The organism is Rickettsia endosymbiont of Thecocarcelia acutangulata (assembly GCF_964263195.1).
Lineage (GTDB): Bacteria > Pseudomonadota > Alphaproteobacteria > Rickettsiales > Rickettsiaceae > Rickettsia > Rickettsia felis.
Map to the genome: position 1 here is coordinate 1197165 of NZ_OZ181652.1, position 13040 is coordinate 1210204.

Sequence of the window (13040 nt, forward strand, 5' to 3'; positions counted from 1 at the left end):
AATTTTGTAGAGATGTTGAAGAAAGGTTGATTTAAAGGGTAATAAAGTAGTATAAGGTGGATATTTTTGGGAAACAATGCACCAAATACTACTTCGAGAATTAATTTTATATATAGATGGAAATAAATCAAGATTAAAATGTTTGTCTGGAATGATAATCAGTCTAATGACTGGAAGTTCTATTTAAAGGTTTAGCCCTTGGTATTGTAGGTAATGCTAAAATATCATCAAAAACCCATAGGATTTATCGTTTTTTGAAAGAATTTACTTTTGATTATATGAAAGTTGCATCATTGATATTAAGCTTTTTTGGTATAGAAAATTATGTTGTAGCAATAGATCGAACAAACTGGAAATTTGGGAAATCAGATATTAATATTTTATTTTTAGTAATTATAATTGGTAAAATATCAGTGCCAGTGTACTGGAAATCTTTACCGCATAGTGGGGTATGTTCTGGAGAATTGATGGAAGAATTTTTACAGAAATTTATTAAAAATTTGGGTGTTGCAAAAATAAAGTATCTACTGGTTGATCGGGAATTTATGAATAAAGAATGGTTAAATTTTCTGATAAATAATCACATAAAATTTGCTATTCCCTTAAAAAGGGATAACAAAATTCGCCTTGAAAAAAGTTTAAAAACTATAACTATAGTAAAAATAGTTAATGATCTTAAAGCTTTAGAATATAAGGTTTGTAGCGGTGTATTGTGGGATAAAAAAGTTAATTTTGCTGCATATAAAAACGATAAAAGTGAATTAATGGTGTTGGTATCATCCATTGAGATTGAAGTTGATATTTTCGCTTTATATAGATATCGATGGTCAATAGAACGGTTGTTTAAGCATCTTAAAAGTGGTGGTTTTGATATTGAAAAAAGTCACTTAGTAAATTTGGATAGATTTGAGAAATTATTGGTGGTGGCTGCTATCACTTCAGCCTTAATAGTTAAGAATGGATTAATACAAAATGCACTAAATCCAATTCGTATAAAAAGCTATAAAACTATTGAAAAACAACTATTCTCATTATTTACTTATGGCTTTGATTATATTAAAAATGCCTTCTATCAATCTATAACAGCTATAACTCAACTCATAGATACCTTATTACTACCTCCAAAAAAAGAGCTTTTTCACACTCTCAACTTCCCATTACAAAAATTGTAGGGTACTATGCACCTTGACTTACTTGATCTATTTCTGTTTTGTATTTCTTCTGCGTAGCCACTGATAATAGTACTATGGGTATTTTCCAACAAAGGTACGGAAAGTACTGTGTCTATAGCTCCAGAAGCTAGAGTTTATGCTTGATACAGCAGTTTTACCATGTCCATTTTAAGTCCATATTTATCCCTGGTTACTTCTTCAGAAAAGTCATATTCTCCTCTAAAATTTACGTGTCTCCATATCATTATCGAGCCAGATTTAATGCTTTGGATAATATTTTCAAGTTCAAAAGCTGATTTGATTTTATTTATTTTCTTCTGTAAAAACAAACAGTTCCAGCAAATAATGGCAGCTTTCATTAATCTTCTACAACTTTCAGCAATAATTTGTTCAGCTTAAGTTTGTTGTATAAACGATTGTTCATTCTCTTGAGAAACTGCTTTAGAAAATTTGTTGCTATTCTCTATTAAGCTCAATTGCCCTTCTATTTCTTGGCGTAATGCCACATTGTCAATATACCTAAGAATAAAAATAGATTTAATTATTTTACCAAATTCCTTTAACGCTCTATATAACTTATTTTTCTTAGAATATGAGTTTAACCTCGATAAAATAGTAGACGCAGTGCTTCTTTTAAGCTTGATCGTAGTAATAACTCTAAGTATTTCGTCCCAGTTTTCTTTTATCACTCCTACGTTTATTGTATGAGTTGGGATAATCTTATATTTCTTACTCTTATATTTTGTCCTATATTCTGGAAAGACCGATAAAACTTGCTTCCTAAGGTTTTTAATCCTTGGAGCTGAAAAGATTCCTAAAAAATGGCTTATTGCAAATACGCTTTCAGAATAACCATGAGTATCATTAGAATGTATTTCGCTCTTCACTACATCATTGTGCATTAGACCATCTATAACATATGCTGATTCTTTTAAAGAGGCACTCATAACAGTGGAATAAAATAACAAATGCCTTTTATCAATAAAGCTTAAAACACTTACACCTTGATCCTGACCATAATATTTAAAAGAATAATTTGCATTTAAAGAATCATTTACTACTTTCCATTTTTGACCATCTGATGCAGTGTGAACTTTTTTATCTTTATCTTGGTATATACTAATTATTGAAGTTAAATGAGTTAATTTCAGAATAGAATCTATAGCATTTTGTAAGTTTTCTGTTGTAAAATACCAATTGACCACATTTTCTAAAGCTGAAGATTTTATATCCCTAGAAATATAAGCTATTTCATTATCTCTTATACCATATCCTAAAGACATAATGCCTGCTATAAGAAGTTTTTTTGATAATTTTCTTTGATGAGTTGTTTGATAATACTCGAAGCAATCTAAAAACTCTGACATTTCATTGACAGTATAAAGTATTTCCTGCATAGGTACTTTATAGCTATCTGGAAAATAATCAGATAGATAAGATACCTTATTATTTCCTTTTTCATCTAAGGCTGGTGTATTTAGTACATAGTCATTAATCTTTTTTACCTTGATATATTTATTTATACCTACAATGATATTTTCGTTAGTTCTTATATATTCTTGATCTAATACCTTTTCTAAATCAGCTAAAACAGTTGTTACTTCTTTAAATTTCTCAAGTCCAGCTTGCTTTATAAGATCTTCCTTATTTTGATACCACTCATCTTTTGAGATTAGATATTCATCAAGAGTTTTATATTTATATGATGAATCCAGGTTTAAGCATCCAGCTTTTACATTTGTTGCTATATACTTAAACAATAACACTTTGTATAAAGGAATATTGATTTTATATTGGCTTTGCTTTATCCCTTTTATTGTAGAGATAATTACATCTGCTTTATCTTCTTTGTTTAAAAAATTCAATGGTATACAAGATACTATATTAGGAATCTTACTATCCACTTGTTGAAAAAACTCTATCGCTTTTAGCAATTCCTTAGCACTAGACCTTTCTAAATCAAAATTCAAAGATTTCAGTATAGGCGATAATTTAGTTTGCAGTGAACGTGACTTTTCTGACAATATCTCATAATATTCTGCGGTTTTATTAGAAAATTGTGATATTTCAATATTCGTCATATCCAAAGTACTATTGTTGTCATATAATTTATCTAGAATATTGCCTATTTTCTCAAGCTTTGTGCTTATATCCTTACTTTTATCTTTATATAAATCATATATCTCTTTTAAAGCTTTATTTTCCTTTTGGCTCTTAAGTAAATATTCCTTTAAACCAACCTGCAATCTGATTCTCTCTTCATAACACCTTAACTGGTGCTCTCTTTTACTACTACTATTGAAACTACCTATTGCTTTTAAAAAAATATCCATTAATGCATCGTGTATAATACTATATTGATAAACGATAAAGGTAATTAGATGCAAATATCTATCATTATCGGATTTTCTTTTTACTCTAAAAATATCAGACTTAATTACGGTAGTAGCAAAATACTCAACACCTTTACTGCTCAAAGGTAAATTTTTAATCAAAGAAAAATGCTGATTATAAATATCTCTTATTCTATTAAACTCATTTATGTTTTCCCTAATTGCTTTTGGTTTTGTAGAATGATTAAGCAATTTTATTGTGGTGAGTTTATGAATCTCTTTTTCGTCTGAGTAAGTTAATAAATCATCAAGTAAACTTCTTTGTTTATCTGTTAATACTTGAGCTAATAACCTTAATATATTTCCTTTATAATCTCCTAAAGCCGACCTGATTATTTCACTTATGCTAAAGTATCTTGGAATCTCAATTTTCTGGTTTAATAATAACTCTATACAATCGTTATATATAATTTTTGGTTTTACATGATTTGCAGCCAATTGATATGATTTGTTATAAAGTAATTTTTTAGCCAATGAATCAAACATTGCAAATCCAGTTCTTTCCAAAATTTTTAGCTTATATCTTTTAAAACTATTTTTGGTTAAATTATTAATAATTGATCTATACGTAAAATCTAATATCCCTAATTGTTTTGCAACATATTCTATATCTTTCATTATAAAATTTTGAGGAACAAAAAATTTTTGTGTTATCTTGAAATAACTATACATAACAAAATTAATTTTGTTTTCGTCACTCTTGATGTGTTGCAAATAATTTTTACTGCTTTGGCTTAATCTAAAAAGTGATTTTCTTGCCTCATTTGATAATATTGGTGGTGTATCAAATTCCTTTTGTTCTAACTTTGATAAAATATTTAATCTCGACATCTAATATATGCTTAGGTTTATTATAGAATTAAATCGATAGTAATTTATGACTATAATCTCTAAGTTTGCCTTCAGGTGATAAATATCTATATAATGTATATCTAGTAATTTTGAGTTCTTCACATAATTCATTAATACTAGTGTCACGATTCTGTAAAGCATTACGGGCAATGCTAAGTTTAGTCTTTGTCATCAATAATTTCCTTCCTCCTCTTCTTCCCCTAGCCCTAGCAGCTTTAAGACCAGCTTTAGTTCTTTCGCTGATCAGTTCTCTTTCATATTCTGCTAATGCAGCAAAGATTGCAAATATCATTCTTCCAGATGCCGATCTTGTCTCTATACACGCCCCCTTACCTGTTAAAACATGTAATCCTATATTTTGTTGTTCTAACTCTTGAACTATACTTATTAAATGTTTGAGGTTACGACCTAATCTATCTAATTTCCACACAACTAATGTATCTTCTCCTGGTCGAAGAGCCTTAAGGCAGCTTAATAATTCCGGTCTATCTTCTCTTTTACCACTTGCATGTTCTTCATAAATCATTTTTGGTTCCACGCCGAACTTTATCAATTCATCTTTTTGAAAATCTAAATTTCCATCAGATTTAGAAACTCTTACATAACCCACTAACATATAAATCTTCTTTACCTAACTGTTATTATTTTATTGAATATATTTAGTATTCCTTGCTACTACAAACGTTCGTTTATACTACATGCATAATTTATTACTTAAATCATTGAAAAGCTTGTTGATTATATCTTTATATAATCTATGTAGCAATAACGTTATACAAAAATAATTATGCTATAAGCATGTTAAAATATTTTTGAAAATTAAATATACAATAGTACTGAAATATAAAAACATTTTAGAGATAAAGATTAAAAGTTGAGAAGCAAATTGAATTAAAATAAAACTATAACTGAATAATCTCTAACGAAGAGCTATAAAATTAAGTAAATTAGTAAAAATGGACATGGTAAAACTGCTGTATCAAGCATAAACTCTAGCTTCTGGAGCTATAGACACGGTACTTTCTGTACCTTTGTTGGAAAATACCCAAGAATATGTGCCTAGTGGTATTATTTTCAGCAATTGTATCAGGGGGTGCTGCGTATTTAGTAACTACTAAATTCCCAAGATATTTAACTGTCACAGGGGCAAATGACGTTACAATACAAGATTGTAATGTCAGTGTTTTAGGCAAAGCTAAAGATCCTGATAATCTGATGGACAAAATGACAAAAAAGAAATAGAACCCGAAAACTCTAGGTCAAAGGGTCATCCCTTTGTACCTAAAAGGATTAGGGCTTGAGAAGCCGGCTGAGCTCGGAAATAGAGAGTCCTGTAACTTTAGAGATAAAAGAAATATCAGAGCCAGCATTAAGCATATTTTTAGCTACTTCATATTTTCCCTCGTTTCTGCCAATCTGCATGCCTTTAGCTTCCCCGATCTGCATGCCTTGAGCTATACCCTCATCAATATATTTATCAGCAATAGTTCTCATAAGTCCCTCTTGATCTTCTTTTTTTAAGTAGCTAGCTATGATCTTAGCAAGCTCTACTTGTTTATCTTCATATACCTTAGCATCACTATACCACAATAACCACTTAATGTAAATGTAGCCATTTTCTTTATCTATTTCAATACTACTTTCAAACTTCTCAAGTAGACTTTGCCAAAGATTTAAGATATCACGAGCCTTGATATGTTTAAGCATATACTCCATCATACCAAGATGCTTCTTTTGCTCTATCTCATTATCACTTTGTTTTTGTAAGTCTACAAGTAAGTATTCATCTGACATTAGAGCTTTAGCAGCACTGCTATCTTCAAATAACTCCCAAAAGCTCCTTGGGGCATTATAAGGCTTATCATTTGCATATACTACTATAGGACATATTAGAGGAAGCTTGGTACCTTTTTCTTTTGCACTATTACTTTTAGGTTGATTATTTTTATTGGCGTCCTTATGCCTTTTGCATAACAAAAGCATATATTGCCAAAGTCTAAAAGCAATCCAGTAATCGCTACTAGACTGATGCTCTATAAGCACGTATACGTATGCTTTGTCATGATTAGCACTTTCAGTAATACTATCTTTAATATTATTCTTTTTTAAAGGAACAGAATAAACAACATCGCTAAGTCTTTTGCGTAAATCTTCAGTAACAAAGCTTTCCTTTTCTATTTTAATGCTACCTAGATTAATCTTGTTCTTAAACGAAACTGGCAAATAATGCTCTAGAAACTCACGAGCAGCTACAGGCTCACTCATAACCTTTTTAAATAGCTCATCATGCCTTGGACGCTCGGCAGTGTTGCTACCATCCGAGTCTACTTGTTCATGGTTACGATTTCTTTCTTGAGTGTCAGCAGCGGTGCTTAATTCGCTAGAATCTTTTGGTATGTTTTTGTTGTTCATTGATATTACTGATTATTTTTTATTAGTAGTACATCCTAATACTACAGTATTATTACCATATTTATTATTAATATTATCTAAACATTCTATCAGAGATGTATTTCTTTTTTTCTGCTTATTCGCCATCATATCTTTAAAACTTAACTGATTATCAAGCTCTGTTAAACTTGTAAGAGCAATAGATATTTTATGTGGTGATAGTTTATTATTATTTTCTATATAGGGATTTATTAGATCCTGCCATCCTTGAACAAATATTTTAGATATCGATATATTATCCGATAACTTTGCTACCTTAATACTGTTCTTTAACGTTTGTCTATCTGTAGTTTGAATAGTTATTATAATTCGTGATGCTTAAAGCTTTTTGGCTCTTAATCTAGACGTTGCTTTCTGTAATAAACTTAAAGCCACTATTCGGGCTGATTCAACATTACGTAAGTTTGGAGCGAGCACCTGACTATGACCTATTGTATTACTTGCTGTATTCTCATTAGATAAATCATAACCACGCAATAAATACCATAGCTTTGCCCCAACAATACTACCCCCATTTTTTCTTGAGTTCTTGAGGTGAGAACTTGTATAACTGCCCAATTGTTTGGATTCCATAACCCCGAAGTCTACTATATGTACTTTTGCCTACTCCTGGTAAATACATATAGCTGCAACCCCAACAATTTCCTCGGTATATCTTCAGGACGTATTACTACTAAACCATTTGGTTTTTGCATATTAGACGCTATTTTTGCTAAATAGCGGTTAGGAGCTATGCCTATCGAACATTCTATACATTCACCTACATTATCTCTAATAGATTGCTTTATCAGTTTTGCTATATTAATAGCATTATCCTGATTACATAACTCTCCCGTAAGTCTGCATGCTGCCTCATCTATTGATAATATCTTATCTACCTGTAAATGTTTCTCTACCTCTGCAAATATGGCTTTATGATATTTTGTATATTCCTCATGTTTAGACACAATGCACACTAGCTCAGGATATATCTTTTTCGCCTCAAATATTTTAGTGCCAGTACTAATACCAAGTTTCTTTGCTTCATAACTGACAGCAATAGCACTAGTGCTATCAGACAGATTAGCTACTACTGCTATGGGCTTACCTCTCAGCGTATGATCTAATTGTTGCTCTATTGTGGCAAAATAACTATTCATATCTATATAGAGCCAATTTAATCGCTCTACTTTAGGTAAATTCATCATATTAAGTACTGTACTTAATTTTATACACCATCTTTCGGATCAAATATAGAGTGTGAAACTTAAAACTGTAAAACTCTATTTCCCAATTTTCTTATTATTTGTTCCGTCTATTTTCCCAATAGTAGGATAATGTAACATGATACTACTATTTTCTATATGCATAGGACCATCATGACGCATGTGAATTCTTCCCGGAAACTTCTTTTATATACAATATATGATGAAATACCGCAACTAGCTACTAACATTGCAAATGCTGCAGCACATATTATTAATTTCTTTTTAAAACTGCCAGTCTCATATTCTACCATATTATTGGTCAGACGTTTTACCTTGGATAAAGATTGTGATATTTGCCTATCTGCTTCTAACAGTGATGTAGTTATTTTTTTATCAAACTGATGCATCATATCATCTATAGCTTCGTTTGCCTTTTGAATTTTATCAAGATTTGACTGAAAGATACGTTTTTGCAATTCAGATGCTATATCAGGTGTTGTAGCCTTTAGTGCTTCGCTAAGATTATCGGGCAATTTCCATAATATTAAATTGTTATCCTGCATGGCTTGTATTTGTTTTGCTAAATCTTTAGTCTGATTCTTTAACTCCTTAGTTATCATACTAAGATTTTGCTCTTCATATTTGACATTATCAGTCTTTTCTTTCTTTGTTGACATATTATTACCTTATTTCTTATCTAAAGTTTAATTCTTGGACCATTTAATTGAGTCTGAGCTCCATCAATTAATGTTAGTTTTTGTTCTTCAGATGCTGTCATACTTGAAGAATTAGTATTATCACTCATACTACTATTAATCATCTTCTGATATTTTGTCTCAATACTACTATCAGTAAGATATTTATTCTCACCTTGATCGCTAATACGTACATGTAAATAATCTACAGCATTCTCAAACTTCTCTCCTTGATGTTCTATGACTCCCTTAAGAGATAATTTATGTAGATTATCTTCAATTGAATCAATAATATGAGATTGAGTACGACTAAATATTGCATCTGCCTGCCTACTTATATCTTGATGCATATTAATCGTAGATATAATAGTCTTGTCGTTCCATCCACTATATTTTTGTAGAGTTAAGATATCTGCGTGCATCTCTTCTATCATTTTAGGACGTACCGTGTGATACGTTGCTACCATAGCAATATGACTATTTTTCTCCTGATGATCTAATGTTTGTGTTAATTCAGGAAATGTCTTCTCGACTTTTAAGCAATATTCTTTCTCTTTCTTAAAGACGCCTATTAACTCATTTACTGTTTTAGATGCTACCTTTTCTTTTTGAAGTACATTAAGCTCTGGCAACACTTTAGCCTTAAACTCACCAAGCCATATTGTATTTAATGCTTCTTGTTGCTCAAACGCTCCAACTTGAGCCAATGTTTGTTTTAAAGCTTCTTGATCAAATTTTGGATTAAGCTTTAATATATCTTTGATTTTATGCTTTTCTTGCTTCAGCAAAGTAGCCGCATCCTCTTGTCTACTTAAGTTGATGCTGCTAAGGGCATCACCTGCCACCTTAACGCTATTTGAAGCTCTTTCGCTCCATGCATTACTATCACACAGCTTTACATAACAATCTTCAGCTATTTTGATTTTGTCATGCTCATCAATATTGTGTTCACTTTGACCTCTACCATTTGAAGCCTTGTAGTGAGTCACATTATTGTATATTATGCCTGCTATCTCTTTGTGATGACTATCAGGTAAATCATTGATATTCATGCCAAGCTGAGCTGAATGTAGGATAGATACATCACGCACTATATTTTTGTATAATTTTACTTTTTCATGTGCTTCACCATAGTTTTTAATCATTAACTCTAAGTAGTCTCTGTATGACTCATGTGCAATAATTGAGATTTAATCTTACATTTAGTAAAATAAGATAAATATTAAATGGAGGATTAGAGATGAATCTAAATCAAAAAATAATAAAGCCAAAAATAGGATTACTAGAATTAGCTAAGAGTCTTGGTAGTATATCGTCCGCCTGTAAAGCAATGGGATACAGCAGTGACAGTTATTATAGGTTCAAAGAGCTATATGAAACTGGTGGAGAAGAGGCGTTATATGAGATTAGCAGGAAGAAGCCAATTATAGCAAATAGAGTTGAACCAGCAGTAGAGAGAGCAGTATTAGATATGGCAATAGAATAACCCAGCTTATGGTCAGATGAGAGTATCAAATAAGCTTAAAAAGACTGGTATTCTTGTATCACCTGGAGGAGTTAGATCGATTTGGCTACGTAATGATTTAAATAATATCAATAAAAGACTTAAAGCATTAGAAGCAAAGATGGCTCAAGATGGTATTGTTCTTAACGAAGCTCAGTTACAAGTATTAGAGAAACGGCGTAGCGAAAAAGAAGCCCATGGTGAGATTGATACACAGCATCCAGGTTATCTAGGATGCCAAGATACATATTATGTAGGTAATTTTAAAGGTATAGGCAAGGTATATTCTCAGGTATTTATTGATAGCTATACTAGGGTCGCAGATGCTAAATTATATACTGATAAAACAGCTCTTACCGCTGCTGACATGCTTAATGATAGAGTACTGCCGTGGTATGAGAGTCAGCAAATACCAGTGCTTCGTATTCTAACTGATAGAGGTGGTGAATATAAAGGAAATATAGAACATCATGCTTTTGAATTGTTCTTAAGCATTGAGGGTATTGAACATACCACTACTAAAGCATATTCTCCTCAAACAAATGGTATGTGTGAACGTTTTAATAAAACTATGAAGCAAGAATTATTTGATACGGCTATGCGTAAAAAGATTTATACTGATCTTGATGATCTACAACTTGACCTTGATATTTGGTTAGAACATTATAATAATGAAAGACCTCATTCTGGGAAATATTGTTATGGTAAAAATCCTATGCAGACCTTCAAGGATAGTAAGAAGTTAGCTGTTGAAAAGAATAATGAAATCTTATATCTTGAATACTCATCTGACAGTCATAACTTATCAGACATTCAGATATAATTTTTATAGTGCCTGTAAGATTAAATCCTGACCTCTATAATTAATGACAATTTTCTGTCCGTGATTAGTTATGAAAATATTATCTTTTAAAGGTAACACCATACTATCTTTTTGTCCGAACCAATTAGCCCAATAAGTTCTATTAAATGTAGACATTTTATCGGCATAAATTATAAGCTTGTCGTCTTTGTCTTTAATCCCTACTGCCATATGATTTGTGTCAAATATTAATTCCGGCTTTGGAGAGTAGAACATAAATATAAAAGATATTATCATAATTACAAGACCAAGCAAACGCCACGAAGTTTTCCATATACAAATCCAAAAAAAACCGAATAAAAAAAGTAATATGCTGAAATTGGTAATATAACCGAAATACCATACAGCTCCCGGTAAGCTATTAAAATAGGCAGCTGATTTTATTATTATATCAATAAAGAACCCCATAAGCTTTAGGATATAGCTATCAAACCCGATCATAGTAAAAGGCAGAGATAGTAAAGCAAGCGGCATAAGAAAAAATGATGTTATCGGAACGACAATCAGGTTAGCCGGTACTGAGTAAGTGGAAAATATGAAGAATTAATTAATTACTACCAGAGCGGTTATAATACTTGCTAAGAAGCTTGAATAAATATTTGAAGCCATATAAAATTTTACTGCTCCAAAAATGCCTTTATTTTCCCCAATTAACCACGAATTTTTTAAGTAAAACTCGAAACCTGCAACAAGTGATAATACGGCGATAAAAGATAATTGGAAACTTGGATGAAAAATATATTCGGGATTTAACGATAATATTATAAAAGCCGCAATTGCAAGTGAACGAAGAGGAAAGCAAGAGCGTCCGATAATAATACCGTAAATAAAGATTGCAGCAGTAATAAAAGCTCTAGTTGCTGCTATTTGCATACCTCTTAGCTCTAAATAACCAAAGCTTCCTATTAGCGAACAATAAGCAGAGATTAATTTTATATTGAAATTATATGCCAAATAATTTGAGAGATTTAATAAAAATCTTGTAGTAAGGAAAATAATCATCACAACTAAAGATAAATGCAAACCTGAAACGCAAAGCACGTGTGATATACCGCTTTGCCTCATATCCTGCATTATTTGCCTGTTTAAACCTTTCGTCTCACCGAGTAATATCGCAGCTGCAAAATTCCCTTTATCTTTTCCTAGCTTTTCTATTAAATTATTATAAATAAAGATACGCACTCTATAAATAAAACTATCAAAATTTGTCTCGTTACGTTCTATGATTTGCGGCTGCGACATGGCATAGCCGTTTGCCCCTATATCCGATAGATAAGCGTAAAAACCAAAATCATATCCCCCAGGGAGTATAGCATTTTGCGGTTTATAGAGTTTAGCAAGTACAGATATTCTATCGTTTACCCTAATTTCTTGTATATATTTTTTTGGTATACTAATTTTAACTTTTTGTAAGTTACGATTAATTTTTTCTATCTTTATGCTGCTTAATACTACTTGTCCTCCTATAATAGTCGGTTTTATCGATTCTATATTGCCGCTAATTTTTGTTATTATTGGTTTATGAAGTGTTTCACCGTGTAAATTTGTCACACGATATTTAGAGATAAATGCACCAAAAATAAAAGCAATAATCATCCAATAAGTAAACTGTAAAAATATATTAGAATTTCTAGTAAAGGTTAATATTAGGCAAGCACAAAAAATGAAAAAAATTGTTGTAAATGAAAGCTTAAAATCAAGCGAAAAATAAACAATAATACCGTAAATAAAACTAACAAAATACCAAATATTAAAATTATTATACTCTGCTTCCAAAGTTATTTTAAAATATTGTAGCATTTTTAATTGAAAGTTAAAAATGTATTATACGTTATATCTATTATATTTTCAATAATTAGAATAAAATTCTCTCATAATTATAAGTTAAGATAAATTAACTTATATATTGCTTTTTATTAACTTA

General features: G+C 30.9%; 8 protein-coding genes and 5 pseudogenes. 3 read left to right on the top strand and 10 right to left on the bottom strand.

Annotation, left to right across the window (positions count from 1 at the left end):
* Nucleotides 1-203 precede the first annotated feature (203 nt).
* The gene (locus ACE38Q_RS06515) at nt 204-1172 is read left to right on the top strand and encodes an IS4 family transposase (RefSeq protein WP_500191364.1); all 969 of its coding nucleotides are present in this window, start codon (nt 204-206) and stop codon (nt 1170-1172) included.
* Nucleotides 1173-1306: 134 nt separating this feature from the next.
* On the opposite strand, the pseudogene ACE38Q_RS06520 reads toward ACE38Q_RS06515, so the two are convergent.
* Nucleotides 1307-4396: pseudogene (locus tag ACE38Q_RS06520) on the bottom strand (Tn3 family transposase).
* Between the two features lie 28 nt (nt 4397-4424).
* Nucleotides 4425-5033: a recombinase family protein gene (locus tag ACE38Q_RS06525; RefSeq protein WP_500190625.1), complete on the bottom strand. Its 609-nt coding sequence runs from the start codon at nt 5031-5033 to the stop codon at nt 4425-4427.
* A gap of 437 nt (nt 5034-5470) precedes the next feature.
* On the opposite strand from ACE38Q_RS06525, the gene ACE38Q_RS06530 reads away from it, so the two are divergent.
* On the top strand, nt 5471-5659 hold the full coding sequence (locus ACE38Q_RS06530; RefSeq protein WP_500190629.1) for a hypothetical protein: 189 nt from the start codon (nt 5471-5473) through the stop codon (nt 5657-5659).
* Between the two features lie 48 nt (nt 5660-5707).
* On the opposite strand, the gene ACE38Q_RS06535 is transcribed toward ACE38Q_RS06530, so the two are convergent.
* The 5 genes from ACE38Q_RS06535 to ACE38Q_RS06555 form a co-directional block, all read right to left on the bottom strand.
* Nucleotides 5708-6829, bottom strand: a complete 1122-nt coding sequence (locus ACE38Q_RS06535) for an Rpn family recombination-promoting nuclease/putative transposase (RefSeq protein WP_500190631.1) — start codon at nt 6827-6829, stop codon at nt 5708-5710.
* A gap of 544 nt (nt 6830-7373) precedes the next feature.
* On the bottom strand, nt 7374-7490 hold the full coding sequence (locus ACE38Q_RS06540) for a DNA polymerase thumb domain-containing protein (RefSeq protein WP_500190634.1): 117 nt from the start codon (nt 7488-7490) through the stop codon (nt 7374-7376).
* The gene (locus ACE38Q_RS06545; RefSeq protein ID WP_500190636.1) at nt 7456-8055 is read right to left on the bottom strand and encodes a DNA polymerase Y family protein; all 600 of its coding nucleotides are present in this window, start codon (nt 8053-8055) and stop codon (nt 7456-7458) included. Before ACE38Q_RS06545 ends, ACE38Q_RS06540 begins: the two co-directional genes overlap by 35 nt.
* A gap of 152 nt (nt 8056-8207) precedes the next feature.
* Nucleotides 8208-8732, bottom strand: coding sequence for a hypothetical protein (locus ACE38Q_RS06550; protein ID WP_500190638.1), 525 nt, complete (start codon nt 8730-8732; stop codon nt 8208-8210).
* 20 nt (nt 8733-8752) lie between these two features.
* Nucleotides 8753-9895, bottom strand: coding sequence for a hypothetical protein (locus tag ACE38Q_RS06555; protein WP_500190640.1), 1143 nt, complete (start codon nt 9893-9895; stop codon nt 8753-8755).
* 95 nt (nt 9896-9990) lie between these two features.
* Here ACE38Q_RS06555 and ACE38Q_RS06560 point away from each other — a divergent pair.
* A pseudogene (locus ACE38Q_RS06560) lies at nt 9991-11077 on the top strand (IS481 family transposase).
* 72 nt (nt 11078-11149) lie between these two features.
* On the opposite strand, the pseudogene ACE38Q_RS06565 reads toward ACE38Q_RS06560, so the two are convergent.
* The 3 pseudogenes from ACE38Q_RS06565 to ACE38Q_RS06575 all read right to left on the bottom strand — a co-directional run.
* Nucleotides 11150-11353: pseudogene (locus ACE38Q_RS06565) on the bottom strand (ComEC/Rec2 family competence protein); the annotation flags it as partial.
* 87 nt (nt 11354-11440) lie between these two features.
* Nucleotides 11441-12181 (bottom strand): annotated as a pseudogene (locus ACE38Q_RS06570) (ComEC/Rec2 family competence protein); the annotation flags it as partial.
* A gap of 225 nt (nt 12182-12406) precedes the next feature.
* Nucleotides 12407-12916: pseudogene (locus ACE38Q_RS06575) on the bottom strand (hypothetical protein); the annotation flags it as partial.
* Between the last annotated feature and the right edge of the window lie 124 nt (nt 12917-13040).

Excerpts from the sequence above, each read along its gene's own strand:
- ACE38Q_RS06525 (WP_500190625.1), bottom strand. The coding sequence starts at position 5,033 with ATGTTAGTGGGTTATGTAAGAGTTTCTAAATCTGATGGAAATTTAGAT.
- ACE38Q_RS06530 (WP_500190629.1), top strand. The coding sequence starts at position 5,471 with ATGTGCCTAGTGGTATTATTTTCAGCAATTGTATCAGGGGGTGCTGCG.
- ACE38Q_RS06535 (WP_500190631.1), bottom strand. The coding sequence starts at position 6,829 with ATGAACAACAAAAACATACCAAAAGATTCTAGCGAATTAAGCACCGCT.
- ACE38Q_RS06540 (WP_500190634.1), bottom strand. The coding sequence starts at position 7,490 with ATGTATTTACCAGGAGTAGGCAAAAGTACATATAGTAGACTTCGGGGT.
- ACE38Q_RS06545 (WP_500190636.1), bottom strand. The coding sequence starts at position 8,055 with ATGATGAATTTACCTAAAGTAGAGCGATTAAATTGGCTCTATATAGAT.
- ACE38Q_RS06550 (WP_500190638.1), bottom strand. The coding sequence starts at position 8,732 with ATGTCAACAAAGAAAGAAAAGACTGATAATGTCAAATATGAAGAGCAA.
- ACE38Q_RS06555 (WP_500190640.1), bottom strand. The coding sequence starts at position 9,895 with ATGATTAAAAACTATGGTGAAGCACATGAAAAAGTAAAATTATACAAA.